This is a genomic window from Paraburkholderia bryophila, assembly GCF_003269035.1.
In the GTDB taxonomy this organism is placed as follows: domain Bacteria; phylum Pseudomonadota; class Gammaproteobacteria; order Burkholderiales; family Burkholderiaceae; genus Paraburkholderia; species Paraburkholderia bryophila.
In genome coordinates, this window is the sequence record NZ_QLTK01000009.1 from 174,252 (window position 1) to 200,976 (window position 26,725).

The following is a 26,725-nucleotide window of genomic DNA, read 5'->3' on the forward strand; positions in this document are numbered from 1 at the left end:
CGTCTATTTCGCCACCCGTCGCGCGGGTGCATTCACCAGCGCGATACCCACCAGCACCAACGCCGCGGCCATCAAAAAGCGCAAGCTGAACGATTCGCCGAGCAGCAGCACGCCGAAACTCACGCCGAACAGCGGCGTGAGAAACGAAAACACCGACAGGCGCGAAGCGATATAGCGCGTCAACAGCCAGAACCACACCAGATAGCTGACGAACGCGACGACCACGGCCTGATACGCGAGGCTCATCATCGCGAGCGGCGTCACGGTTTCGACGTGCGCCTGGCCGAGCCCGACCGCCAGCGCGAGCAACACCACCGCGGACACCGCCAGTTGATAGAACAGCGTCTTGCTGGCGCTCGATTGAGCGAGACGGGTGGCGCGCACCACCACCGTGGTCGCGGCCCACGCAATGCCGGCCAGCACGCCGAGCGCGTCGCCGGCCATGCCTTTCAGCGTCGAGCCGGACGCGACGTTGCCGTGCAGGAAGCCGTCAGCGAACGCCAGCGCCATGCCGGCGAACGCCACGACAATGCCGAACCATTGAATCCGCCGCATCCGCTCGCCTTCGACGAACCAGTGCAGGCCGAGCGCCGTGAAGCACGGCGCGGTGTACAGAAACACCGCCATGCGCGACGCGCTGGTCAGCGTCAGGCCGAGAAAGATACACACGAATTCAGCGGCGAACAGCACGCCGGCGAGCAGGCCGGCGCTCAGCGTACCGTCGTCGCGAAACAGCGGCGTGCCGCGCGAGCGGGCCCAGCCCCACACCAGCAACGACGCCACCAGCGAGCGCAAGCCCGCCTGGAAGACCGGCGGCACCGCCGAATTCGTGCTTTTGATGGCGACCTGCTGGAAACCCCAGATTGCGCACAAACCAACCATGAGCAGAATCGCGAAGCTGTCGGGGGCGCGTCGCGCGGGCAAGGCGGTAGTGCTCATGGGCGGTTTGGGCTGGTGAGTGCGAAAGGGGAAGAAGGCCGGTCAGTATCGGATCCCGGCGGCCATCGCGATAGTCGGCCGAATGGCTAGCCGAACGGATAAGCCGCGCGGGCCCGAAGTCAGGTCGTACGATAGCAAACCCGTTGCTACCGTCCGCGGATGACCCCACCGCCTACGCGTGCTTCTTACATCCCGCAAGCATTTTGCCGTCTTAACAACACTCGCCGCCTTCACGTCGGACTAATTTTTTACCGTCGACATTTCGCGCTAAGGTTCGACCACAAGCGTTTCGTCAGGATTGTCGTGCGAGCCGCATCGACTGAATCGCCGCACACCAGTCGCGCACCAGTCGATTCGCGTCGGCCAAAGCAGAAGAGTTTTATTCGCGCCAAGCGGAATCTGTACGAGGAGACGGTATGAGAAACGTCAGCAGGTGGACGGCGGCGCTGGTGCCGGCGGCCATCGCGTCATTCGGCGGTCAGATCGCGCAGGCTCAATCCAGCGTGACCTTGTACGGCGTGGTCGACGAAAGCGTGCGCTATCTGACGCATGCGAACCCGGCCGGTGACTCATCGCTCGGACTGGGGAACGGCGGCATGACGCAGAGCCGCTGGGGTTTGAAGGGCGTCGAAGATCTGGGCGGCGGCTGGTCGACGTTCTTCAAGCTCGAAAACCGTATCTACATCAACAGCGGCCAAAGCGATCCCACCTTGCCGTTTTTCAACGAAGCCCAGATCGGCGTGCGCTCCGCGTTGTACGGCCAGGTGATCATCGGGCGGCAATACAACGTGATGATCGAGGGGATTACCGTCGGCGGTTACGGCAGCAATTCCTGGATTCCCTACGATTTCAGCTTCCAGCCCGAAGTGACGATGACCGGTGGCATCTGGACCAGCAATCAGGTGCAGTATCAGGCGAGATACAACGGTTTCACGTTCGCGACAGGCTACGCATTCGGCGGTAACGCGGGCAATTCGAACGGCAGTCAGATCGGCGCGGCCGCCGCTTATGGGCCGGCGGGCGGTCCGTTCAGCGTCGGCGCGGCGTATGAAGAGTCGAAGGATTCGGTCAATGGCGCGGCCGCGAAAGCGTGGACGTTCGGCGGTTCGTACACGTGGAACCTGACGCGCTTTTCGGCGGGTTATATCGTCAACCGGAATGACGCGGGCTTTGCCAATTTCGCTAATGGGCCGTTCACCGCGCCCGAACTGACCGCGCTCAAGTACACGGATTTCTCGCGGCGTCGCATGATCATGGGCGGCATCGCGCAGCAGGTCGGCGACGTGTGGCACTTCGCCGCCAATATCTGGCGCACGTTACAGGACGGCAAGACGCACGCGCAGGATGGTTCGGCCTGGCAGTATCAACTGGTCGCCGACTACAACCTGTCGAAGCGCACCGACGTCTATCTGGAAGGCGATTACGCGATCTACCGGGGCGATCTGATCGGCGCGCAACTGCAAGGGGTCAACAGTATCGGGCTCGCGCAGAAGGGGACACAGATCGGCTTGATGGCGGGGCTTCGGCATCAGTTTTAAATTGAGCTGTGCGGATCGGAGTGATTCGACACGGTTCACCCCGATTCACCAACTCCAGCGCACGCCGAGATTGCCCTCGACGCTGCAGCGGTGTTCGCCATTCACATTCGTCGTGTAACTCGCGGCCGCGAACAAGCTGCCGCGCGCGCTCAGATGCGCGATGACACCCAAGCCGAATTCAGCCGCCGTCGCCGCGACGTTCGACGGAATCACCGTGCTGCCCGCGTAAGTCACGCTGTCGGTGCCATTGAAATAGCGCCACAGATTGACACGCAAATACGGTTGCCACGGCACGCCAGCACCTTCGAACGCGCCTTGCAAACGCAGACCGAGTCGTCCCACGAAGCCGTTGGCCGAGTGAAACGACACGTTCGACACACCATCGTCGAGATCGTCGATCGATGCGTGCTGCCAGATCAATTGCATTTGCGGCTCGAGGCTCAGGTTCGCGCGCAACAGAATCGGCAGGCCGGCTTCGAGCGACGTTGCTACCGCGTGCCCATGCGTGCTCGCGCCGATACCTTGATTCGACATTGGGTTTAGCGTCAGCGCGCTGCCCATGGCGACGGCATCGGTGTACCAGCCGCCCGGGCCGACGTGTGTCCAGTACGCGCCGAGGCTGTAGGCGTTGATCGCCAGATGTCCGGACGACAGATCGGGAAAGCCGAGCGCGAAACCGTTCACGTCGCCTTGCGCCCGACTGAAGCCGAGGAAGAACCCGTAGTGATTGCGATGACCGCTCGCGCTGCGGTCGGCGTAGAGATCGTGGCCGACCTGCACACCGCTGATCGTGCCGCTGAAGTCGGGGCTGGCGCCGCCGCTGCTGGTTTGTGACGTGTGCTCGCCCCAGACGCGCGCCCATGCGGCGGGTAGCGGGCCGCTTTCGTCGAGCAGCGACTGTTCGCCCTGGCGGTCGTGGAAGGTGCCGATCTGCGCGATGCCGAGTTCGCGCGCGAGCACGGGGACTGCTGCGTAGACGGGCACTTCCATTCGATACAACGGCGTGGGTGCGGCGCCTGCGGGGGGCGGAGCGGGGAGGGCGGGTGTGCCGGGCGCTGCGATTGGGCCGGCGGCGGACTCGGGCGGTGGTGTGGGTGTTGGTGTTGGCGAAGGCGTCGCCGCCAAACTCGAACGCAAATACCAGTTATCCCCCGTCCCCGCGCTCACACCGCCTTTGAACAGATAGTACGTGTATGCGCCGGCCGTCAACGGCTTCGGCAACGTGAACGCACTGGCGGTCGTCGTCGCGCCGTTGACGGCCTGCACCACGAGAATCCCATCCGTCAGCGTGGCGCCGCCGTTGCCGCCAGCGTTGGTCACGCCCAGGGTCGTGCTCCCCGCCCCGACACCTTGCGCAATTACCAGCTTGCCGCTCGGCGAACCGTCGCCGCCGAGCACGCTTTGCAGCAGCAACCGTCCATTGAGCCCGGTGTAGTTGCCATCGATCACCAGTACGGCCTGCGTATTCGCGCCACCGTTGGTCAGATCGAACGTGCCTGCATTGTTCACCGTGACGAGTTGTCCCGCGACCGCCGGCGCAATCGTCACCGCACTCGCCAGAGCACCCGCGAACAAGGTGCTGGTCGCGTCGACGTTGAGCGTGCCGGTCAGCGTGCCGCTGTCTCCGAGCGTGAGTCCCTGACTGTCGAGCGTCAACTGGCTGCCGTTGATTACGTTGACCGTTTCCCAATTGATAAAGCGGCTCGCGCCGCTCGCCGACGTGTGATCGAACGTCAGCAGATCGTTGCCGGTGCCGCCGTCGACGCTCGGCACGCCGCTCAGATTCGCGTCGGTGAGGTTGGTGAGCGCGGCGGTGTCGTCGCCTGCACCCAAGCTTACCGAGCCCGTGACGGTGCCGCCGCTCCAGTTGAAGGTGTCATTGCCGCTATCGGTCGAGATCGCGCGGCCGTTGCCGCCCGCGATGGTGCCGGTGTTGTCGATGACGATATTGAACGCGCCGATGGCATTGATCGCCTGACTCGTCGCCGCGACGATCGAGCCGCTGTTGTTGATCGTGGCGCCGGCATTGGCCAAAGCGATCGCATTGATTGCGCCGGAGATCGTGCCGGCATTGTTGAACGTGCCGCCGCCGTTGGCGACGATGCCGTTGGCTTGCTGGCTGACAATACTCGCGCCGGCCAGATTGTTCAGTGTGACGCTGCCGCCGAAATAGGCGCCGAGGCCACCGGCGCCGCGTGCAACCACCGAACCGGTATTCGTCACGATACCGGGCGACGTATCGAGTGAAACCAGGCCATGCGAATTCACCCCGGAGACATCGATGGTTCCGTGGTTGACGATCACGTTGTTGCCGGGACCGCCGACGGCGCCGCCGTTCGCCAGCACGCCATACGATCCCGCGCCGGTCGTCGTGATGGTGCCGTTGTTGACGAGGGTGTCGTTGTTCGTCAACGCGGCCATGCCGGGTGAACTGGCGCCGGTCGTGGCGAGCGTGCCGTTGTTGGTCAAGGTGCCGCCGCCGGGGCTCTGGAAATCGTGCATCGCCGCCGATTCGTCGCCGCTCGTGCGAATCACGCCGGTGGTGTCGTTCAGCATCGTGACGGCGGCGGCGCCGTTGAACATGCCTTCCGACTCGACGCCGCTCGTCGTGATGCTGCCGCGATTGACCAGCACGTTCTGACCTGCGCCGCCGCTCGCGCCTTGCGCGGAAATAGCATCGAAGGTATCGCCGCTGCCGTTCAACGTGCCGAGATTGGTCACCGTGCTGCCGTCGCGCACGAGAATGACATTGTTGCCATTGACATCGAGTTCCGCGCCGGTCTGCACGTTGACCGTGACGTTGGTGCTGCCCGCTGCGGCGGTGACACTCGTCGTGGAAGGATTCGGTATGCTGCCGGTGCAGGTGACGGTTTGTCCGCTGACCGGATTGACGTTGTCGCAACTCGCGAATGCGGACTCGCAAGGCAACAGAACGGCGAGCCCGATAGCCGACGACAGTGCTTCGAGCAAATGAGCCGGCGCGTGCCGGTGGCCCGGACGACACATGGGACGGTCCTCCTGTCGAACAGGCCTGATTTTTTACTGCTGGTCCGCCCGTTCCTGAGCCGTCCCTTCGATTTTTGCGGCGGGACGGTTCAGGAAGAATGGATTGTCAGATGAAAATAGTCAACCTGCGCGAGCACGTCGTTGAGTCCGCCAATGAGCCCGCCGCGCCCGGTCCGCGCGCTGCAGCGCAGCGTGATTCCGGGTACATTGACGGTCTCGTTTTATCACCCAACAGGGAGTGCACCATGCGCCTGCTTCACACCATGCTTCGGGTCGGCGACCTGGATCGTTCGATCGCCTTCTACACCGAGATGCTCGGCATGAAACTGCTGCGCCGCGACGACTATCCGGACGGCAAATTCACGCTGGCCTTCGTCGGCTACACGGACGAACGCGACGGCACGGTCCTCGAACTCACGCACAACTGGGACACGCCGTCGTACGACCTCGGCAGCGGCTTCGGGCACCTCGCCGTCGAAGTCGACGACGCCTACGCCGCGTGCGACAAAATCAAGGCGCAAGGCGGCACGGTGGTGCGCGAAGCCGGCCCGATGAAACACGGCACCACGGTGATCGCGTTCGTCACGGATCCGGACGGCTACAAGATCGAGTTCATCCAGAAGAAGAAATAACGTCGACGGCAGGGCGAGATTCCATAATGAATAACAGCAATCCTTACTTCAAGGAACTCGACGAGATTCACGTCGAAATCGCGGCGCTGTTCGACGGTTCGGCGGACGAAGGCGCGCTGCAGCGAATCATGGCGCGCTTCACGCCGCAATTCACGCTGGTCATGACGTCCGGCAACGCGCTCGATTACGCCGGCACGCAAGAAGTATTCGCGAAGCTGCGCGGCGCGCGTCCGGGTTCGCAAATCACGATCCGCGACATGGAGATCGTCGCCGAGCATGCGTCGGGCGCAGTGGTCAAATACCGCGAGTATCAGCGCGACGGTGCGGGCAACGCCAACGTGCGGCGCTCCACGGCGGTGATGGAACTCGACTCGCAAGGCAAGGTGATGTGGCGTCACCTGCAGGAAACGTTCTGCACGGAGTGAGCCGGCGTTAGCCTCGGCGGCTCAAAAGAAAAAACGGCGCTTCATGATGAAGCGCCGTTTTCGTCTCAAGCTCGCAAGCGGTCAAAACTAGTCTCGCTACAACGTAGGCAGCAATTCCGGCGGATGCGATTTCAGCGTCTGCCGCGCCTCGCGGAATTCCGGAAAAATCGATTCCACGGTTTGCCAGAAACGCGGGCTGTGATTCATCTCACGCAGATGCGCGAGCTCATGCGCAACGACATAGTCGATGATGGACAACGGAAAATGAATCAGCCGCCAGTTCAGGCGAATCTTGCCGTCGCTCGAACAACTGCCCCAACGCGTGGCCGCCGAAGACAGCGCATACGTGCGATAGCTGACGCCCAGCTTCTCCGAATAAATCGCGAGCCGCTCGCCGAACAGGCGCTTCGCCTCGCCTTGCAGCCAGCCTTGCACGCGGTCCTTGATCTGCTGCGGATCGGCCTGCAACGGCAGCGGCACCTGCAATGCCGAATCGCTCGCGCTGAACTGAAGCGTGCCTTGCGGCGAACCGAGTATCACGCGCACCGGCTGGCCGAGGTAGGGCACTTCAGCGCCATCTTTCCAGTCGACCTTCGGCAACGCACGCTGTTCGACACGCGTTTGCCATTCGATCAGCTTCGCGAAAATCCAGCGCTGTTTTTCCGTGATCGCGGTTTCGATATCGGCCAGCGTGACCCAACGCGGTGCGGTGATCGTCAGACCGGTGCTGTCGATTGCAAAGCCGATCGAGCGGCGTGCCGAACGCTTGAGCGCGTAATGCAGCGTGCGCGAACCGACGACGAGGCTGCGCAATTTGCTGCCATCCGGCGCGAGCAGACCCGCGGATTGCGGCGTGCCGGCTGCGCTCCCGGCAGAACCGGAAGAAGGCGCGGCAGGTGAAGGGGACGACGACGTCGACCCCGGCTCGGCGAAGAGCGGGAGATCGAGTTGCCGGTTATCGAGCGCCGCAGCGGGCTGCGACGTAGGAGACTTCTGCATCGGTTTCGGCTTCGCGCTAATACGCCTTCGAGGGCGTGGGCGCGTCAGATTGGTGCGGCGGCGGAACGGCTTTCCGTCGCGCTGTACGCGGTAGGATCGATGCGACGCATTTCAGTTTCGATCCACTGTTCGACGCGCGCGTTCACTTCTTCGGGCGTGAGCCCCGTCGTGTCGATCGGCTTGCCGATCGACACTGTGACTATACCCGCATATTTAAGAAACGAGTTGCGTGGCCACAGTCGTCCGGCGTTGTGCGCGATCGGTACGACCGGTGCGCCGGTGGCGACCGCGAAGCGCGCACCGCCGGTTTTGTATTTGCCTTGCGTGCCGGTGCGCGTACGCGTGCCTTCGGGAAACATGATGACCCACGCGCCTTCGGCCATGCGCGTCTTGCCTTGCTTGATGACGGACTCGAACGCGTACTTGCCTTCCTTGCGGTCGATATGAACCATCTTCAGCAAGCCGAGCGCCCAGCCGAAGAACGGCACGTACAGTAACTCGCGCTTGAACACGTAGCACAGCGGCCGCGGCATCAGCGCCGGAAACGCCAGCGTTTCCCACGCCGACTGGTGCTTCGACAACAGCACGGCGGGACCGTTGGGCAGGTTCTCGAAGCCTTCGATGTGGTAGCGAATGCCGTTGAGCCAGCGCACCACGTGCAGCGTGCTCTTGCACCAGCCTGCGGCCATCCAGTAGCGCTTGTCGGCGCGCATGAACGGAAACGCGATGAAGCACGCGCACGCGTACGGCACGGTGTACAGCACGAGGTAGATCAGCAGCAGCAGAGAACGAATGAAGCGCATCGTCGTGGTCGGTGAGGGTTGGGGACGCGCGTGGCGCGCGTCACTCGTGAGCGTCGGCGAGGAAGTCGAGTGCGAAGGCACGCAGATCGTCGTGCACGCGCGTGCCTTCGGGCAGGCCGCCGGCCGCGAGCGTTTTGCTGCCCTTGCCGGTCAGCACCAGATGGGTGGGATGACCGAGCGCGGCGCCCGCTTGCAGATCGCGCATCGCATCGCCCACGACGGGCGTGTGCGGCGGATCGACCTCGAAGCGCTCGGCGATCATTTTCAGCATGCCGGGCTTCGGCTTGCGGCACTCGCAGTGGTCTTGCGCCGTGTGCGGGCAGAAGAACACCGCGTCGATACGCCCACCGACCGCCGCCGCCAGGCGATGCATCTTCAGATGCATCGCGTTGAGCGCGTTCATGTCGAACAGACCGCGACCGATACCCGACTGATTGGTGGCGATCGCGACGCGATAGCCGGCCTGATTCAGCCGCGCGATCGCTTCGAGCGAACCGGGCAGCGGCACCCATTCGTCCGGCGACTTGATGAACGCGTCGGAGTCGACGTTGATCACGCCGTCGCGGTCGAGGATCACCACTTTTTTGGTCGGCATGGCGCGGGCTCAGGCAGCGAGTCGGGAAATATCGGCGACGCAATTCATCTGCTGATGCAGTGCGCCGAGCAGGGCCAGACGGTTGGCGCGCAGCGCCGGATCTTCGGCGTTGACCATCACGTCGTTGAAGAACGTGTCGACCGTTTCGCGCAACGCGGCGAGCGCGGTCAGCGCACCCGTGTAGTCATGTGCGGCGAGTTGCGACTGCACGCGCGGCGCGACCTGCTCGAGCTGCGCATGCAAGGCCTTTTCCGCCGCTTCGACGAGCAGCGTGACTTGCACACCGCCGGTGGTGGCGACACCTTCCGACTTCTTCAGGATGTTCGAGATGCGCTTGTTGGCCGCCGCGAGCGACGCCGCTTCCGGCAGCAATGCGAATTCGCGCACCGCGTCCAGACGCGCGACGATGTCGTCGAGACGCGTGGGGTTGAGCGCCAGCACCGCGTCGATTTCGCCCGCTGCATAGCCGCGTTCGCGCAGCAGGCCGCGCAGGCGGTCCATGCCGAACTCGTAAATGGCCGGGGTGGAATCGGCGACGTTCGGTACAGCGGCGAATTGCGCGTAAGCGGCGCGCAACAATTCGACGAAGTCGACCGGCAGTTGCTTCTCGACCAGTATGCGCAGCACGCCGAGCGCGTGACGGCGCAACGCGAACGGGTCTTTCTCGCCGGTGGGTTGCAGGCCGATGCCCCAGATGCCGACCAGCGTTTCGAGCTTGTCGGCCAGCGCGACGACGGTGCCGGTCGCGGTGGTGGGCAACGCGTCGCCGGAGAAGCGCGGCTGGTAGTGTTCCGAACACGCGAGCGCGACTTCTTCCGGCTCGCCGTCGTGGCGCGCGTAGTACGTGCCCATCGTGCCTTGCAGCTCGGGGAATTCGCCGACCATGTCGGTGATCAGATCGGCTTTGGCCAGACGCGCGGCGCGCTGGGCGAGCGCGACGTCGGCGCCGGTCAGCGCGGCGATCGCTCCGGCCAGTCCTTCCACCCGTTCGACGCGTTGCAGCGCCGAGCCCAGCTTGTTGTGATACACGACGTTCGCGAGCAGCGGCACGCGATCCGCGAGCGGCTTCTTCTTGTCCTGCTCGAAGAAGAACTTCGCGTCGGCCAGACGCGGACGCACCACGCGCTCGTTGCCTTCGACGATATCGCCCGGCGTGGCCGTTTCGATGTTCGAGACGATCAGGAAGCGCGAACGCAGTTTGCCGTTCGCGTCGGTCAACGCAAAATATTTCTGGTTGGTCTGCATGGTGAGGATCAGGCATTCCTGCGGCACTTGCAGGAATTCGTCCTCGAACTTGCAGGCGTACACCACCGGCCATTCGACCAGCGACGTCACTTCGTCCAGCAGCGAATCCGGCATGACCACCTGGTCGTCGCCGGCTTGCGCCAGCAGATGGGTGCGGATGGTCGCCTTGCGGTCGGCGAAGTTTGCGACCACATGACCTTTGTGCAGCAGCGTGTCCGCGTACGAGTCGGCGTGCTGGATCTGTACGAAGCCTTCGGACAGGAAGCGGTGGCCGAGCGTGGTGTCGTCGGCGTCGATGCCGAGCGCGCTGACCGGCACGACCTGATCGCCGTGCAGGACCGTGAGACGTTGCGCGGGCCGCACGAACTGGATGTTCGTGCCGTCCGGACGCTGATACGTCATGACCTTGGGAATGGGCAGCTTCGAGACGGCGAGCGCTTCATCCAGCGCGGCTTGCAGGCCGTCGGCGAGCGTTGCGCCCGGCGCGGCGTAGCGCAGGAAGAACGCTTCGGCCTTGCCGTCTTGCGCGCGTTCGAGATCGTTCACCGAGAAATCGGGGAAGCCGAGCGCCGCGAGTTTCTTCGCGAGCGGCGCGGTAGGCTGACCGTCTTTGTCCAATGCGACGGACACCGGCAGCACTTTTTCGCGCATCTGTTTTTCCGGCGCGACCGCGCGCACGTTTTTGATCGTGACGGCGAGGCGGCGCGGCGTCGCATAACGTTCGAACGACAGTTCGCCTTCGATCAGGTCGCGCGCCGCGAGGCGCTGCGCAATGCCTTCGGCGAACGCGTCGCCGAGGCGCGCGAGCGCTTTCGGCGGCAGTTCTTCGGTCAGCAGTTCGACGAGCAGGGTAGCTTGATGGGGTTGAGTCATGTCTGGGTGTTCTCGTCAGTCCGGATCGATCTTGCGTTCGACTTTCAGCGGCGGTGCCCAGGCGGGCATCGCGGCGTCCTGTTCGTCGGTCGTGAGGCCGGGCACACCGTGCACCGGATTGCCGAGCATCGGGAAGCCGAGCTTTTCGCGCGAATCGTAGTAAGCCTGTGCGACCAGCTTCGACAGCGTACGGATACGGCCGATATAGGCCGCGCGTTCCGTGACCGAAATCGCGCCGCGCGCGTCGAGCAGGTTGAACGTGTGGCCGGCCTTCAGCACCAGCTCATAAGCGGGCAGCGCGATCTGCGCTTCCATCATGCGCTTGGCTTCCGCTTCGTAGCTGTTGAAGATCGAGAACAGCAGCTCGACGTTCGCGTGCTCGAAGTTGTAGGCGGACTGTTCGACTTCGTTCTGGTGGTACACGTCGCCATACGTGAGGCGACGGATTTCCGGGCCGTTCGGGCCTTGCTCTTCCCACTCGGTCCAGACCAGGTCGTAGATGTTCTCGACCTTCTGCAGATACATGGCGAGACGTTCGAGACCGTAGGTGATTTCACCGAGTACCGGCTTGCAATCCAGACCGCCCACTTGCTGGAAGTAGGTGAACTGGGTCACTTCCATGCCGTTCAGCCACACTTCCCAGCCGAGGCCCCAGGCGCCGAGCGTGGGATTTTCCCAGTCGTCTTCGACAAAGCGCACGTCGTTCTGCTTCAGGTCGAAGCCGAGCGCTTCGAGCGAGCCGAGGTACAGGTCGAGGATATTTTCCGGCGCCGGCTTGAGCACCACCTGGTACTGGTAATAGTGCTGCAAACGGTTCGGGTTCTGACCGTAGCGGCCGTCTTTCGGGCGGCGCGACGGCTGCACGTAGGCGGCTCGCCACGGTTCCGGGCCGATGGCGCGCAGGAACGTATGAACGTGGGACGTGCCCGCGCCGACTTCCATGTCGATCGGCTGGAGCAACGCGCAACCCTGCTTGTCCCAGTAGGACTGCAGCGTCAGGATGATTTGCTGAAACGTGAGCATGAAGTGCCTTTCGGGCATGAGGCCGCGCCGCAAACGCCGGAGCGCGCGAGGTGGCCGTGGAGCGAAGTGCTAAACCGTCGATTTTAACGGAAAGGGAGGGGGGTGTCCGTTTTGCGGGGTCGGACGGGACTAGCGGGGTTCTTTAAACGATAAAGGACCGCTTTTCGCGGTCCTTTATCGTTACGACATGGGTGGTCGGTCAGCCGGTTCTCATGGGCATGCCCTGGGGCAAGCGGCTTCGCATCCTGCTCACGTCGCCGCCAACTCCACCTTCGGCGAGAACGAATCGCTCTGCGCCACCGGCCAGTACTTCTCGAACAGCGAATAACGGTAATTGCCGTTCACCAGATCGTTCGGCTCCAGATATTTCAGCAGCTCCGACATCAGCCGCACCTCATGCGACGACACTCGCCGCACGATGTGATGCGCGCGCAGTTCGGCCGGATGCTTCAACCCCGCGGCCTGAATGATTTCCTTCAGCGCGTGCAGCGTGTTGTGATGGAAGTTGAACACGCGGTCGGCCTTGTCCGGCACGACCAGCGCGCGCTGACGCACGGGGTCCTGCGTCGCGACGCCGGTCGGGCAGCGGCCGGTGTGGCAGGTTTGCGCCTGAATGCAGCCCACCGCGAACATGAAACCGCGCGCCGCGTTGACCCAATCCGCGCCGATCGCCAGCGTGCGCGTGATGTCGAACGCGGTGATCATCTTGCCGCTCGCGCCGATGCGAATGCGCTGCCGCAAGCCGATCCCGACCAGCGTGTTATGCACCAGCAGCAAGCCTTCCTGCAACGGCACGCCGACGTGATCGGTAAATTCCAGCGGCGCCGCGCCGGTGCCGCCTTCGGCGCCATCCACGACGATGAAGTCGGGCAGAATCCCCGTTTCCAGCATCGCCTTGGCGATGCCGAAAAATTCCCACGGATGCCCGATGCACAGCTTGAACCCGGTCGGCTTGCCGCCCGACAGCGTGCGCAAACGGTCGACGAATTCGAGCAGCCCGCGCGGCGTCGAAAACTCCGAGTGCGTGGCCGGCGAAATGCAGTCGCGGCCCATCGGCACGCCGCGCGTCTCGGCGATTTCCGGCGTGATCTTGGCGGCCGGCAGCACGCCGCCGTGCCCCGGCTTCGCGCCTTGCGAGAGCTTGACTTCGATCATCTTCACCTGCGGCTCGGCCGCCTGCTTCGCGAATTTTTCCGCGCTGAAGGTGCCATCGTCGTTACGGCAGCCGAAGTAGCCCGACGCGATTTCCCAGATGATGTCGCCGCCGTGCTCGCGGTGATACTTCGACATCGAGCCTTCGCCCGTGTCGTGCGCGAAGTTGCCTTTCTTCGCGCCGAGGTTCAGCGCCATGATCGCGTTCGCCGACAGCGAGCCGAAGCTCATGGCCGAGACGTTGAAGATCGACATGGAATACGGTTTTGCGCGGTCCGGTCCGACCACGACGCGGAAGTCGTGATTCTCGAGCGTGGTCGGCGCGAGCGAGTGGCTGATCCATTCGTGCGCGACTGCCTTGACGTCGAGTTCGGTGCCGTACGGGCGGCTGTCCACGTCGTTCTTCGCGCGCTGATAGACGATGCTGCGCTGAGCGCGCGAGAACGGTTTCTCGTCGGTGTCGTCTTCGACGAAATACTGGCGGATTTCCGGGCGGATGAATTCGAACAGGAAGCGGAAGTGCCCCCACAGCGGATAGTTGCGCAGAATCGCGTGACGTTGCTGCGTCAGATCGAACAGGCCGAGCGCGACGAGCGCGAGCGGCACCGCCAGCCAGAACCACGAAATGCGTTGCGTCGCGCCGAGCGCCGCGCAGACGGCGAGCAGCACGACTGCGCACCACATGGCCAGATAACGTCGAGAAAACATGGGGACTCCAGTGCAGTGGGGATCGTCACGGCGGGATCGTCGACGCTGTCGGCGCAGGCGGAACCGCCGCGAAAGGGAACGAACGACTGCTTGTTATGGTGAAACTCGCTGCGGCTATTTGAGCGACCCGCTCAGCGGGCACTCAGCAGCGCCGCTTTCTGCGGCGCACGCGCGACCGGCTGCCCGGTCACCGCCTGTTCGATGATGCCGCCGCCGAGACAAACGTCGCCATCGTAAAGCACCGCGGATTGCCCCGGTGTGACAGCCCACTGCGCGTCGGCAAAATTCAGCTCGAACAGACCGGGCCCGACGTTCGCGTTGCCGAACGTGCAGGGCGCATCCGCTTGCCGGTAACGGGTTTTCGCGCCGCACGCGAAACCGTCCGCCGGCGGCTCGCCTGCGACCCAGCTCGTGTTGCCCGCGCTCAGCGTATGGCTCAGCAGCCACGAATGATCGTGTCCCTGCGCGACATACAGCGTGTTCGACGGAATATCCTTGCCGGCCACGAACCACGGTTCGCCGCTGCCTTCCTTGCTGCCGCCGAGACCGATGCCCTTGCGTTGCCCGAACGTGTAGAACGCGAGGCCGATGTGTTCGCCGACCACCTTGCCGTCCGTGGTTTTCATCGGGCCGGGTTGAGTGGGCAGATAGCGGTTCAAAAAGTCGCGGAACGGCCGTTCGCCGATGAAGCAGATGCCGGTCGAGTCCTTCTTCTTCGCATTCGGCAGCGCGATCTGTTCGGCGATTTCGCGGACCCGGGTCTTGGGAATTTCGCCCAACGGAAACAGCGTCTTCGACAATTGCGCCTGATTCAACCGATGCAGAAAGTACGACTGGTCTTTCGTATGGTCGAACGCTTTCAGCAGTTCGAAGCGGCCGTCATTCTCGCGCACGCGGGCGTAGTGGCCGGTCGCAATGGTTTCCGCGCCGAGCGACATGGCATGGTCGAGGAAAGCCTTGAATTTGATTTCGGCGTTGCACAGCACGTCAGGGTTCGGCGTGCGGCCGGCCGAGTATTCGCGCAGGAATTCGGCGAACACGCGGTCCTTGTATTCGGCGGCGAAGTTGACTGCTTCGACGTCGATGCCGATCAGGTCCGCCACCGACACCACGTCGATCCAGTCCTGACGCGTCGAGCAGTATTCGCTGTCGTCGTCGTCTTCCCAGTTTTTCATGAACAGGCCGACCACGTCGTAGCCCTGTTCTTTCAGCAGCCACGCGGTAACCGACGAATCGACGCCGCCCGACATGCCTACTACGACTTTCTGCTTGCTCATAAGATGCTCACTGGGTACTGCGGGACTTCATGGGATTGTGGGCTGGCCGCTCGTGACGGCGCTGACCGCTTACCGGGTTGCCTGTCGCCGCGCCGATGACTTTGATGCCAGCGCCGATGCCTGCTACGTCTGCTTGCGTCCAACCGAATGCGTATGCACGAAATCGAGCGGAAAACGCCGGCCCGCGAGGTAATCGTCGACGCACCGCATGACCAGCGGTGTGCGGTGCCGCTCGGGACAGGCACGCAATTCGTCGGCGCTCAGCCACAGCGTGCGGACAATGTCGGGGTCAAGCGCGCATGCCGGGTCGGGTTCGCCGCTGGTGCCGCAGTAGGTGAAGCGTAGATACGTCACGCCTTCGCTACCGGGTCGTTCGAAATGCGTCATGTACATACCGACCAGCGCCTCGGGCGCAAACGGGTGGGCGGTTTCTTCGAGCGTTTCGCGGATCACCGCGTCCAGCAGGGTTTCACCCGCCTCCAGATGGCCGGCGGGCTGGTTCAGGCGCAGGCCGTCGACGGTATGTTCCTCGACCAGCAGGAAACGCCCGTCACGCTCGACAATGGCCGCAACGGTGACGTGCGGCAGCCAGGATTCCGGTTTCATGGGTGCGCATTTTACCGTTTATAGGCCCGGGCTGCCGGGAAGCGGGTACCGCGGCGACCGGCGTCCTGCAGGCGGCAATGGGCCGCGCCTCGATGAGGGTGGCTTCGCCCACGCGTCGTCGCACCATGCAGCCCGCATCCGCGCAGGCCCCCGCATTGTCCCCGATTTCGACGCGGCTTCGGTTTCGGTTAAAGTGGGGCGTTAGCCGTTGCACTTGCAAGCCGGCGTGCCTCGTCGGCCGAACTGTCGTCAGTCAAACAGGAAGTCGAGGAGGAACAACGATGCACATCGGAGTGCCAGCCGAGACGCGCGCGCACGAAACCCGCGTCGCCGCGACGCCCGAAACGGTCAGGAAGTATGTGACCCAGGGCCACCGGGTCACGATCCAGAGCGGCGCCGGCACCGGCGCCAGCTTTCCTGACGAAGCCTTTACGGCCGCCGGCGCGGAAATCGTCGACGCGGCGACAGCCTTCGCCGCCGACCTCGTTCTCAAAGTCCAGTCTCCCACCGACGCCGAACTGCCGCTGCTCAGGCGCGGCGCGACGCTGGTCGGCATGCTCGATCCTTTTAACGCTGACAACGCCGCCAAACTGGCCGCGGCCGGCGTGACGGCGTTCGCACTGGAAGCCGCGCCGCGCACCACGCGCGCGCAGAGCCTCGACGTGCTGTCGTCGCAGGCGAACATCGCCGGCTACAAGGCGGTGTTGCTGGCGGCGACGCTTTACCCCCGCTTCATGCCGATGCTGATGACCGCCGCCGGCACCGTAAAGGCGGCGCGCGTGCTGATTCTCGGCGCGGGCGTGGCGGGTTTGCAGGCGATCGCGACCGCCAAGCGGCTGGGCGCGGTGATCGAAGCCTCCGACGTGCGGCCGGCGGTGAAAGAGCAGATCGAATCGCTCGGCGCCAGGTTTCTCGACGTGCCCTATGAGACCGACGAGGAGCGCGAAGCCGCGCAAGGCGTCGGTGGTTACGCGCGGCCGATGCCGGCGTCGTGGCTCACGCGTCAATCGGCGCTCGTGCATGAGCGCGCGAAGCAGGCCGACGTGGTGATCTCCACCGCGCTGATTCCGGGCCGCGCCGCGCCGACGTTGATTTCGGTCGATACCGTGCAGGCGATGAAGCCGGGCTCCGTGCTGGTGGACCTTGCCGCCGGACGCGGCGCGGAATACGAAGGCCGGCGCGGCGGCAACTGCCCGTTGACCGTGGCGGATCAGGTCGTCGTCAAACATGGCGTGCAGATCGTCGGTTATACGAATCTGGCGTCGATGGTGCCCGCCGACGCGTCATCGCTCTACGCGCGCAACCTGCTCGACTTCCTGAAGCTGATCGTCACGAAGGAAGGCACGTTGAATATCGATCTCGCGGACGACATCGTCGCGGCCACGCTGCTGGCCCGCGACGGCGAAGTCACGCGCAAGACCTGACGCAACAAGTCGCATGGGACCGGAGTAAGCGCTGGAGCGCTAACTCCGATCGACAAAGGAGAACACCGATGGAAGTCATCAACCACACCGTCATCAACCTGATCATCTTCGTGCTGGCGATCTACGTCGGCTATCACGTCGTCTGGAACGTCACGCCCGCGCTGCACACGCCGCTGATGGCCGTGACCAATGCGATCTCGGCGATCGTGATCGTCGGCGCGATGCTCGCCGCCGGCCTGACGGTCGGCGATACGGGCAAGTTCTTCGGCACGCTCGCCGTCGCGCTCGCGGCGGTCAACGTGTTCGGCGGCTTTCTCGTCACGAGGCGAATGCTGGAGATGTTCCGCAAGAAAGAGCCGAAGAAGCTCGTTGCAGCCAGGACGGCCAAGGAGAACGCGTAATGAGCCTGAACCTCGTCACGCTGCTTTATCTGGTTGCGTCGGTCTGTTTCATTCAGGCGCTCAAGGGGCTGTCGAATCCGAAGGCGGCGCGCATCGGCAATACCTTCGGCATGATCGGGATGGCGATTGCGATCGTCACGACGCTCGCGCTGATCGTCAAGCAGGCCAATGCGCTCGGCTCGAATCTCGGGTTGGGGCTCGGTTTGCTGCTGGTCGCGCTGGTGATCGGCGGCGCGATCGGTGCGTTCGTCGCCGCGCGCGTCGAGATGACCAAGATGCCGGAACTGGTCGCGGCGATGCACTCGCTGATCGGTCTCGCGGCCGTGTGTATTGCCTATGCGGTGGTGTCGGAGCCGTCGGCGTTTGGTCTTGTCGATCCGGACAACATGACGCCGGGTTTCCTGCCGTATGGCAATCGCGTCGAGTTATTTATCGGCACGTTCGTCGGCGCGATCACGTTCTCCGGGTCGGTGATCGCGTTCGGCAAGCTGTCGGGCAAGTACAAGTTCCGGTTGTTCCAGGGCGCGCCGGTGGTGTATGGCGGACAGCATCTGATCAACCTGATGCTCGCACTCGCGATGCTCGGCTTCGGCATCATCTTCTTCCTCACGCAGTCGTGGTTGCCGTTCATCATCATGACGATCATCGCGTTCGTGCTCGGCGTGCTGATCATCATCCCGATTGGCGGCGCGGATATGCCGGTGGTCGTGTCGATGCTGAACTCGTATTCGGGCTGGGCAGCGGCGGGAATCGGCTTCTCGCTGAACAATCCGATGCTGATTATCGCCGGCTCGCTGGTGGGGTCGTCGGGTGCGATTCTGTCGTACATCATGTGCCGCGCGATGAACCGGTCGTTCTTCAACGTGATTCTCGGCGGCTTCGGTAACGAAGCGGGCGCGGCGGCGGCGGGCGGGGCGGCCGAGCAGCGTCCGGTGAAATCCGGTTCGGCCGATGACGCCTCGTTCATGCTCGGCAATGCGGAAACCGTGGTGATCGTGCCGGGTTATGGGTTGGCGGTGGCGCGTGCGCAGCATGCGTTGAAGGAGTTGACCGACAAGCTGGTCGAGAAGGGCATCGACGTGAAGTACGCGATTCACCCGGTGGCCGGACGGATGCCGGGGCACATGAACGTGCTGCTCGCGGAAGCCGAAGTGCCCTACGACATGGTGTTCGAAATGGACGACATCAACGGCGAGTTCGGTCAGGTGGACGTGGTGCTGGTGCTCGGCGCGAACGACGTGGTGAATCCGGCGGCGAAGACCGACCCGAAGTCGGTGATTGCGGGCATGCCGATTATCGAGGCGTATAAGGCGCGCACGGTCATCGTGAACAAACGGTCGATGGCGGCGGGGTACGCCGGGCTCGACAACGATCTGTTCTACATGGACAAGACGATGATGGTGTTCGGCGACGCGAAGAAGGTGATCGAGGACATGGTGAAGGCGGTGGAGTAAACCGGCGTAGTGAATTCGCAGCCTGCCAGGCGCGGGGGCTGCGAATTCGGGTTGAGTTCATCTCTACCGCGGCTTCGCATTCACATGCCGCATCAAATCCGCAAGCCGTTTCCCTTCCTGATCCGGATACGGTTCGAGCATCTGCAGGTTCTGCATCTTCTCAAGACTGAAATTGCGAAAGTCGCGGCGCAATTCACACCATGCGCCCAGCGTCCAGCGCGCGCCCCAATACGCGAGCGCGAGCGGCCACACGCGCCGCTCGCTCGCCGCACCGTTCGCGTCGGTATAGGCGAAGCCCACCACATGCCGCGTGTCGATCGCGCGATGCAGCGCGTCGAGCTGCGTCGAGAAATCCCCTTTGATATGAAACGACGGCGCGAACACCGCGAGCCGCTCGAGCGCCGCGCGTTTGTCGGCCGGCATGGCGGAAGCGATCTTTGCCAGTGCACCACGCGCGCCGCTCGCGAAACCCGAGCCGCCCCACGATTCGAGCATGCGTGCGCCGGCGGCGAGCGCGGCGAGTTCGTCGGCGGTGAAGGTGAGCGGCGGCAGACTCGCCGCGCGACTCAGGCGGTAGCCGATACCCGCTTCGCCTTCGATCGGCACGCCCGACAGTTGCAGATCGCGCACGTCGCGATAGACCGTGCGCAGCGAAATGTTGAGCCAGTCGGCGAGTTGCTGCGCGGTGGTCAGGCGCCGTCCGCGCAGCAGTTCGGCGATCTGGAACAGGCGGTCGGCGCGGCGCGTCATCGTAGGCGTTTTATAGAAGAGGACGGGAACGGTCCCGCGATGATAGCGCCGCATGCCGTGCCCCGGTCAGCGTTTTGGCGACCCCCGCGCGCACGCCGGCGGGCGGAGGCGTTGCGTTGCGCTTTAACCGTTGGTCCGCGAATGCAGACCGAGGCGGTTGCCTTCGGTATCGGTGAAGAACGCAATGTAGCCGATGTCCTGCGGCAGTTTGATCACCGGACCGTCGGTCTTGCCGCCGGCCTGCTCGACGCGCGCGAGCACGGTGTCGACATTCGGTTGCGCGTTCAGGTAGACGAGCACGCCGTCGTCGGTTGGCTTCATTGCCGGGTTGTGGACGATCGCACCGCCCGTGGCCGGCTCCTCGTAGCCGAAGACGGCGATCGGACGGCCGCCGACTTCCTGCACGTTCAGTTTGACGTCGAAGGTGGTTTCGTAAAAGCGGACTGCGCGCTCGAAATCGACGGACGGGATTTCGAACCAGGCAACAACCTTGGATGCGTTGGACATGTCACTCTCCTGTGAATGGCGGGTAAGCCGTGCAAAGCGCCGGATGGCGTGAGAAGGAGTGTGCGGGGGGGCTACTGACAGCGTGGTGTCAGTAGGGTGTGGCAGCAGGGTTCGGCAGCAGCGTCCAAAAAATGGCCGACGAAAAAAAACCGCGGAGCCGAGTCCGCGGTTTTTTACCATCCATGCGTTTTACAGCAGGCGGTTGACGCCGTTGCCTCACTCCGCCGGCGTATCGCTCTGCTGCGGCCGTTGCCGCACGCTGCCCGCAATCAGGTCGAAGCGGAACAAGCGGCATTCGAGCGCGCCGTTGAAGAGCGGCGTCTTGGTCGATTCCCGCAAACGCAACTGACCCGGCAACTTGCGATCCGACGTCAGGATGAACGCATGCCAGCCGGTGAAGCGCTGCTTCAGCGCGTCGCCGAGCGATTGGAAAAACTCGCTGTCCGGCGCTTCTTCCTGGGCGCGGTGGAAACCGTCGTCTTCGCGGGTTTCGCGATTAGCGCGGCCTTCGCGGAGCTCGCCGCGCGCATTGCGGCCACGCACTTCGATCCGCTCGCCATACGGCGGATTGGCGACCAGGATGCCCGCGTCCGACGACGGCGACGTCATGCCGCGCGCGTCGACCTGTTTGAGCGGAATGTTCGGCAAGCCGGCGCGCTGGAAGTTGGCGCGTGCCTTGTCGAGCATGTCGCCGGAAATATCGCTGCCAAAGATTTGCAGATCGGCGCGCGAGCTACGGCCGGCGTGTTTCGCGTCGAGCGCGGCGGCTTTCAGCGGCTGCCAGGTCTTGGCTTCGAACTGCTTGAGCTTCTCGAAACCGAAGCGACGCTCCGCGCCCGGCGCGATGTTCAGCGCCACTTGCGCGGCTTCCGCGAGGAACGTGCCGCTGCCGCACATCGGGTCATACAACGGCGTACCGGCGGTCCAGCCGGTCAGACGCAGGATGCCCGCAGCCAGGTTTTCACGCAGCGGCGCGGCGCCCTTGTCGAGGCGCCAGCCGCGTTTGAAGAGCGGGTCGCCGGAGGTGTCGAGGTAAAGCGTGCACTCGGTGGCGGTGAGGAACGCGAACACGCGCACGTCGGGCGTGGCGGTGTCGATGCTCGGCCGGTCGCCGCTGACTTCGCGCAGACGGTCGCAGATCGCATCCTTGACGCGCAGCGTGGTGAATTCCAGGCTGCGCAGCGGCGATTTGATCGCGGTGACGTCCACGCGTAGCGTTTCTCTGGCCGAGAACCACTGTTCCCAACGCTGCTCGAGCGCGAGCGCGTAAATGTCCTGCTCGCTGCGATACGGACGATGCGCGATTTTCAGCAACACGCGGCTCGCGAGTCGCGAATGCAGGTTGGCGGCCATGCCGGCGGCCCAGCCTCCGCGGAAATGCACGCCGCCCGGCACTTGAGCGCCAGCCACGAACTGCGCGCCGTTGATGTGCTGAGTGGCGATCTCGGCGAGTTCGGCCGCGAGCGAAGCTTCAAGGCCGCGTGGGCAAGGGAGGAAGAAATCGAAGGACATTGAGGTTGCCGGAAGGCGTTGGATAAGGCGCTATTGTACGCGGTCGGGGTGGGCGGCCCCGCGCGATCGGATGGCGGCTTGTCGTGTGCAGGCCTTTTGGGGGCGGCGCGGCGCCCGTGCGCGGACCGGGTGAGCCGGCCCGCGCGCATGCAGGATTGTGCGGCTTGAGGTGGCCCGGCAGGCCACCGTCGTGGATTTAGCTGCTTTCGCGGGCCGTTTTCGCAGGCCAGAACAGTTCCAGCGGATGCTGAAACACCCGCTGCCAGATCGCGCCGCGCAGCGAGCGCACCGCGTTGCGCCGCAGATCGCGCGAACGCACGGCCATGTAGAACGCGAGCGCGAAGCTCACGGCCACGTTGAGGATCGCCATGCTGCCAACCCCCGCCACGGCCCACCACAGTTCCGGCAGCTTCAGCGCGTCCTTGCCGAGTACGCCGAGCGCGACGCCGATCGAGCCGGCGCTGAGCGTCACGTGACGCACTTCGAAGGTGAAGGCGAACGCGGTAAGGATCGCCGGCACGAGCCCGAGCATCAGCCCCAGCGTGATATTGCCGACGACCCCCGCCACATTCGAGCGGCAAGCCCGAGCGAGCCGCGCCGCACCCGCTGCGCCGAGCGTCAGGCGCAGACGCCGGTTATAGGCGAGCGCATCGCCGACGCGATGCAGGACGAACCAGTTGTCCGCCCAACCGGCGATCAGGCTGGACGACCACAGCAGCACGCCGGTCAACGCGGCGTAGAAGGGCGTGGGTCCGATTAGCGAGAACGAATGCAGCGTGGCGTGCGCCTTCTCCGGCGAGATGATGTTGGCGTTGAAGAGCGCATGCCAGAGCAATTGCACGCCGAAGCAGACGGGGAACACGAGCAGCACGTTGCCGAGAACGGCCGCGGCCTGCGTGCGCATCAGCGCCATCACCGAACCGACGAAACTGTCGACGCCGGCCGGCGTGCCGGTGCCGTCGAGTTCGCGGGCGAGGGTCGGTGCGGTCATGGCCGGTTGCTTGGTGGCGAGCGAGAAGTGCAGGAAGTGCATCAGCAGGAAGCTGGCGGCGTAGTTGATACCGGCCAGCAGGCCTTCGAGCATGGCTTGCAGATGCACACCGGTGATGGCGAATTTCACGCAGACCGTGACGACGGTGACGAGTCCGCCGCCCGCCGCCATGCGCAGCATCTTCAGATATTCGGCGCGGTCGCGGGCGATGTAGTGTTCGCCGGTGTCGGCGCTGTATTCGACGACTTTGCGCGCGAGCAGCGAGAAATTGCTGCGCACCAGATGCGCGACGCTTTGGCTCGCGTGATTCGCGTCGACGAGTTCGGCGGTGAGGCGTGCGCCGGCGTGCGGGTCGTCTTGCGCCATCCATGCGTCGAGCAGATGCTCGGCGCGCACGATGCGCATGCGCATCCGCTCGACCTGGAACACGATGTCGACGCTGACGCCGTTGCGGTAGAGATGGGCGAAGACTTTGTCGGTGGCGCCGCGGCATTCGTCGAGCAGCAGGCGCAGGTAGTTGACTTCGTGCAGCAGCTTGTCTTGCGGTTCGCCCGCGGCGACGGCTTGATGCGCGGCTTCGACGGCGAGCATCGCGCGGGTGAGGCGGTAGAACGGTTGCTTTTCCATCGCGATGCGGACGTCGCTGGCTTCGCTGGCGTCGATTTCGCCGATGCGGCTGCGGACGATTTGCGATAGGCCTGTCGAGCTGATCTGGCAGGTCAGGTTGTGCAGGGCGGCTAGCAGGTCGAGGGAGAACGGGGTGGTGTTCTGTGTTTCGGCTTCGTCGGCTTCGTCGGGTTTGTAGTCGAAAAGCGCCCGGATGCGGACCAATAGGTCGGTGGGGAGAGCGGCGATCCAGTCGGCGTCGTGGTCGGAGCTGAACATCAGGGTGACGATCGCGGTCAGGTCGCGGCGGTTTGGCGCGGGTGGGATCAGCGAGGCTTCGAGGCGCTCGAAAAGGGCGCCGAAGAAACCTGAGTGGACGGGCATGCCGGCGTCGCAGAGGAGCGAGAGACCGTCGCTTTCGCGTAGCAACGCCTGGAGGATGCCCGCGACGTTGGCCTTCCAGGTGGGGTTGCGGTCCAGGACGTGCAGTAAGTAGCGGATTCTTGTTGGGCTGGGTTGGAGCGGGGTGGTGCTGCCGCTGCTGATTCTGTTGCTGTGTCGGTGGGGCTCGGCTGGACTTCGCGGCCACGACGGATCCAGTGGGCGAGCTCGATCAGCCATTCGCTGCGCTCCGCGTAGGGGGCGGATTTGTTTGCTATCGCGAGGAGCGCGTCTAGCTGGTGGCCGCCGTCGCGGGAGGCTCGCCATTTTTTTATCAAGCGGGTTAGGGTGGTGAGCATTGGGTTGCTGTTCTGCTGGGTGCTTGCGGGGGATGGGGGGCGGGGTTGATTGCTGTTTGTGCTGTTTGTGCTGTGTGGCTGGTTCGTTCGTTGGCTGTTTGCCGGTAGGTGGAGGATATTGTATGTTCGGACTTCAATGGTTGGCGGTTTGCAGAATTTTGCGGGTGGGGTTGCACTAGGCTTTTTGCTCGGGTTTTGATTGCTTTGTTGGCCTTTCCTTGTTTTCTTGGTGGTCTTCTTGGTGGTCTTAGTGGTCTATTAGCGTTGCCCCTGTGCGGGGCGGCACTCACTTTCTTTGCCGCCGCAAAGAAAGTAAGCAAAGAAAGCGGGCTCACACCGCCAGCCCATAAGCGGGCACCCCGCGCAGTTACGGTAGTGGCGCATCTGGAATCTGGGTTCTCGCACACTCGGCGTTGGTGACACAGCAGTCATTCTTCCGGCGGCGCTGCGCGCGCCGCGGCGGTCGTTCACGCACTGCCCCTGCTAAGCGGGCGCCTCGCGCAGTTCCGGTAGTGGTGCATCTGGAATCTGTGCTCTCGCACACTCCGCGTCCGTGACACAGCAGTCATTCTTCCGGCGACGCTGCGCGCGCCGTGGCGGTCGTTCATGCACAGCCGCTGCTAAGCGGGGGCCTCGCGCAGTTGCGGTAGTGGTGCATCGGGAATCTGGGTTCTCGCACACTCCGCGTTGGCGACACAGCAGTCATTCTTCCGGCGGCGCTGCGCGCGCCGCGGCGGTCGTTCACGCACGACCCCTGCTAAGCGGGGGCCTCGCGCAGTCGCGGTAGTGGCGCATCTGGAATCCGGGTTCTCGTGCATTCCGCGTTTGTGACATAGCAGTCATTCTTCCGGCGGCGCTGCGCGCGCCGTGGCGGTCGTTCACGCACGACCCCTGCTAAGCGGGGGCCTCGCGCAGTCACGGTAGCGGCGCTTCCGGAATCTGTGCTCTCGCACACTCGACGTTCGTGACGCGCCAGTCATTCCTCCTGCCTCGCGCTGCGCGTTCGCCAAACCGGCCTGCGCGAATCGTCACCTCGTTCTTCTCGCAACCGTGCGTACCGTGACAAGCCTTCAATTACTCGCATCGACGCGCAAGCAGTGCCGTTCGGTCCGCATCATGCGACCGTCGTAAGTGATGCAAATCCGATCAGCATCACTGATTACCCGGAACTCTGACAAGTATGTTGGGAAATTTCGGAAATGAGGGCGGCGTGCACTTTTTAGCCCGCGCGGGTGATCACTCGTCAGTCGGTACGCCTTAGACTCGTTTTGTCGTGCGCGTCACGACAAACAGGTTTAGCAGCCTGTATCACGTAGGACTTCGCGCATTTGCGGAAGCAGATGTGTGGTCGTCTATGTACGTCCTTTTCATTGGGCGGGCCTTGTCGGGGGAGCCTCACGGCTCACCGGTGATTGGTTCTACGTGCCGGTCTGCTAAACCCGTCAATGTGCCCGCTCACCCAGATTTTTCAAGCGGGTGTCGGGCGATCCAGGTCAGCAAATGGAGATCGCACATGAGTAGATCCGTCAAGAATTCCCGAACCGTTTCGCGCGCGCCTGTTGACGCCATGCAGTATGAAAAACTGGCGTTGTCTGCTTGCAGATTGGTTGATCGGCAGATCACCCAGTTGAACAACCTGATAACGCTGGCGACATCGATATACAAGAGTCCGGCCGTGACGGTCGACGAAAGATATCGCCAACGAACATTGCTGGGGCTATTGATCGACACGGGAGAGGAGTATCGGCGAGAGGTGGAGGCTGACCAGGAGTTGTACAGCGTGATCGCGCTTGATGCGAAGGGAACACCTCAAGCGTGCCTTACGGCGCGTCACGCGACGAAGCTGCTGGCCAGGTCGGCAGAGATAGCGACAAAGAATCGGGACAGAGATATCACGCACAAGTCGACGTCGAACGGGCGAGTGCGCTTCAAAGCTATTTCGCGACGTACAGAGACTGCGCACTGATACAGGATCGCGGCACCTTCGCCGCGACGACAACAACGCAACGGCAAACGTCCTGAGCGCGCTGGCTGCCACTCAATCCAGCCAAGGCAAAGCCAGCGGATCGCGCTGCGCAGAAGCGCGGCCGCCGGCACCCAGCAGACCGTTCCGGCGAGCGCGTAGCGCGAGGCGGGAAGAATGACTGCTGTGTCACGAACGCGGAATGCGCGAGAACCCAGATTCCAGATGAGCCACTACCGCGACTGCGCGAGGCCCCCGCTTAGCAGGGGCCGTGCGAGAACAACCGCCACGGCGCGCGCAGCGCCGCCGGAAGAATGACTGCTGTGTCACGAACGCGGAATGAGCGAGAGCCCAGATTCCAGATGAGCCACTACCGTGACTGCGCGGGGTGCTCGCTTATGGGCTGGCGGTGTGAGCCCGCTTTCTTTGCTTACTTTCTTTGCGGCGGCAAAGAAAGTGAGGGACCTATCCGTGATTTTGTGGGCGAGGCATATCATGAAGGATGAATATCATGGATATGCCGATCATGAAAAAGAAACGTACTGTGGCCTCTCAG

20 protein-coding genes and 1 pseudogene are annotated in these 26,725 nt (G+C 63.7%); 7 read left to right on the plus strand and 14 right to left on the minus strand.

Annotated features, from left to right (window positions below; all coding sequences use genetic code 11):
- Positions 1–3: 3 nt before the first annotated feature.
- Positions 4–939: a DMT family transporter gene (locus BX591_RS16600; protein ID WP_111932480.1), complete on the minus strand. Its 936-nt coding sequence runs from the start codon at positions 937–939 to the stop codon at positions 4–6.
- 416 nt (positions 940–1,355) lie between these two features.
- Here BX591_RS16600 and BX591_RS16605 point away from each other — a divergent pair, with 416 nt between their 5' ends.
- A complete protein-coding gene (locus BX591_RS16605; RefSeq protein WP_111932481.1) occupies positions 1,356–2,477 on the plus strand; it encodes a porin in 1,122 nt (373 codons plus the stop codon).
- Between the two features lie 45 nt (positions 2,478–2,522).
- On the opposite strand, the gene BX591_RS16610 is transcribed toward BX591_RS16605, so the two are convergent.
- A complete protein-coding gene (locus tag BX591_RS16610; protein WP_111932482.1) occupies positions 2,523–5,483 on the minus strand; it encodes an autotransporter family protein in 2,961 nt (986 codons plus the stop codon).
- Between the two features lie 245 nt (positions 5,484–5,728).
- Between BX591_RS16610 and gloA the strand changes: the two genes are divergently transcribed.
- A complete protein-coding gene (gloA, locus tag BX591_RS16615) occupies positions 5,729–6,115 on the plus strand; it encodes a lactoylglutathione lyase (protein ID WP_035553401.1) in 387 nt (128 codons plus the stop codon).
- A gap of 26 nt (positions 6,116–6,141) precedes the next feature.
- Positions 6,142–6,540 (plus strand): hypothetical protein, encoded by a 399-nt coding sequence (locus tag BX591_RS16620; RefSeq protein ID WP_111932483.1) that lies wholly within the window; start codon positions 6,142–6,144, stop codon positions 6,538–6,540.
- A 96-nt stretch (positions 6,541–6,636) separates the two neighbouring features.
- On the opposite strand, the gene BX591_RS16625 is transcribed toward BX591_RS16620, so the two are convergent.
- The 8 genes from BX591_RS16625 to BX591_RS16660 form a co-directional block, all read right to left on the minus strand.
- The gene (locus BX591_RS16625) at positions 6,637–7,539 is read right to left on the minus strand and encodes a M48 family metallopeptidase (protein ID WP_111932484.1); all 903 of its coding nucleotides are present in this window, start codon (positions 7,537–7,539) and stop codon (positions 6,637–6,639) included.
- A 44-nt stretch (positions 7,540–7,583) separates the two neighbouring features.
- Complete coding sequence (locus BX591_RS16630; RefSeq protein ID WP_111932485.1) at positions 7,584–8,342, minus strand: lysophospholipid acyltransferase family protein; 759 nt, start codon at positions 8,340–8,342, stop codon at positions 7,584–7,586.
- A 40-nt stretch (positions 8,343–8,382) separates the two neighbouring features.
- Positions 8,383–8,937, minus strand: a complete 555-nt coding sequence (gene gmhB, locus BX591_RS16635; protein WP_111932486.1) for a D-glycero-beta-D-manno-heptose 1,7-bisphosphate 7-phosphatase — start codon at positions 8,935–8,937, stop codon at positions 8,383–8,385.
- A gap of 9 nt (positions 8,938–8,946) precedes the next feature.
- Positions 8,947–11,055, minus strand: coding sequence for a glycine--tRNA ligase subunit beta (gene glyS, locus BX591_RS16640; protein WP_111932487.1), 2,109 nt, complete (start codon positions 11,053–11,055; stop codon positions 8,947–8,949).
- A gap of 15 nt (positions 11,056–11,070) precedes the next feature.
- On the minus strand, positions 11,071–12,078 hold the full coding sequence (glyQ, locus tag BX591_RS16645) for a glycine--tRNA ligase subunit alpha (RefSeq protein ID WP_105507265.1): 1,008 nt from the start codon (positions 12,076–12,078) through the stop codon (positions 11,071–11,073).
- Between the two features lie 249 nt (positions 12,079–12,327).
- On the minus strand, positions 12,328–13,938 hold the full coding sequence (locus tag BX591_RS16650; RefSeq protein WP_111932488.1) for an FMN-binding glutamate synthase family protein: 1,611 nt from the start codon (positions 13,936–13,938) through the stop codon (positions 12,328–12,330).
- 131 nt (positions 13,939–14,069) lie between these two features.
- Positions 14,070–15,215 carry a tRNA 2-thiouridine(34) synthase MnmA gene (gene mnmA, locus BX591_RS16655; RefSeq protein WP_111932489.1) on the minus strand — a complete coding sequence of 382 codons (1,146 nt, stop codon included), beginning with the start codon at positions 15,213–15,215 and terminating at the stop codon, positions 14,070–14,072.
- Between the two features lie 123 nt (positions 15,216–15,338).
- Positions 15,339–15,821, minus strand: a complete 483-nt coding sequence (locus BX591_RS16660; protein ID WP_111932490.1) for an NUDIX hydrolase — start codon at positions 15,819–15,821, stop codon at positions 15,339–15,341.
- A 281-nt stretch (positions 15,822–16,102) separates the two neighbouring features.
- Between BX591_RS16660 and BX591_RS16665 the strand changes: the two genes are divergently transcribed.
- The 3 genes from BX591_RS16665 to BX591_RS16675 all read left to right on the plus strand — a co-directional run bounded on the left by BX591_RS16665 (position 16,103) and on the right by BX591_RS16675 (position 19,100).
- Positions 16,103–17,245 carry a Re/Si-specific NAD(P)(+) transhydrogenase subunit alpha gene (locus BX591_RS16665; protein ID WP_111932491.1) on the plus strand — a complete coding sequence of 381 codons (1,143 nt, stop codon included), beginning with the start codon at positions 16,103–16,105 and terminating at the stop codon, positions 17,243–17,245.
- A gap of 68 nt (positions 17,246–17,313) precedes the next feature.
- Positions 17,314–17,646, plus strand: coding sequence for an NAD(P) transhydrogenase subunit alpha part 2 (locus BX591_RS16670; RefSeq protein ID WP_111932492.1), 333 nt, complete (start codon positions 17,314–17,316; stop codon positions 17,644–17,646).
- Positions 17,646–19,100 (plus strand): NAD(P)(+) transhydrogenase (Re/Si-specific) subunit beta, encoded by a 1,455-nt coding sequence (locus BX591_RS16675; protein WP_111932493.1) that lies wholly within the window; start codon positions 17,646–17,648, stop codon positions 19,098–19,100. The genes BX591_RS16670 and BX591_RS16675 overlap by 1 nt, the downstream gene beginning before the upstream one ends.
- 63 nt (positions 19,101–19,163) lie before the next feature.
- Here the strand turns inward: BX591_RS16675 and BX591_RS16680 are convergent, their stop codons facing one another.
- The 4 genes and pseudogenes from BX591_RS16680 to BX591_RS16695 all read right to left on the minus strand — a co-directional run bounded on the left by BX591_RS16680 (position 19,164) and on the right by BX591_RS16695 (position 24,206).
- Positions 19,164–19,904: a helix-turn-helix transcriptional regulator gene (locus tag BX591_RS16680; protein ID WP_111932494.1), complete on the minus strand. Its 741-nt coding sequence runs from the start codon at positions 19,902–19,904 to the stop codon at positions 19,164–19,166.
- Between the two features lie 69 nt (positions 19,905–19,973).
- Positions 19,974–20,357, minus strand: a complete 384-nt coding sequence (locus BX591_RS16685; RefSeq protein WP_111932495.1) for a VOC family protein — start codon at positions 20,355–20,357, stop codon at positions 19,974–19,976.
- Between the two features lie 216 nt (positions 20,358–20,573).
- The gene (locus tag BX591_RS16690; protein WP_111932496.1) at positions 20,574–21,869 is read right to left on the minus strand and encodes a THUMP domain-containing class I SAM-dependent RNA methyltransferase; all 1,296 of its coding nucleotides are present in this window, start codon (positions 21,867–21,869) and stop codon (positions 20,574–20,576) included.
- 196 nt (positions 21,870–22,065) lie between these two features.
- Positions 22,066–24,206: pseudogene (locus tag BX591_RS16695) on the minus strand (site-specific recombinase).
- 1,513 nt (positions 24,207–25,719) lie between these two features.
- On the opposite strand from BX591_RS16695, the gene BX591_RS16705 reads away from it, so the two are divergent.
- Entirely contained in the window at positions 25,720–26,172 is a 453-nt protein-coding gene (locus tag BX591_RS16705) for a hypothetical protein (protein WP_111932498.1), read from the plus strand.
- Positions 26,173–26,725: the final 553 nt, after the last annotated feature.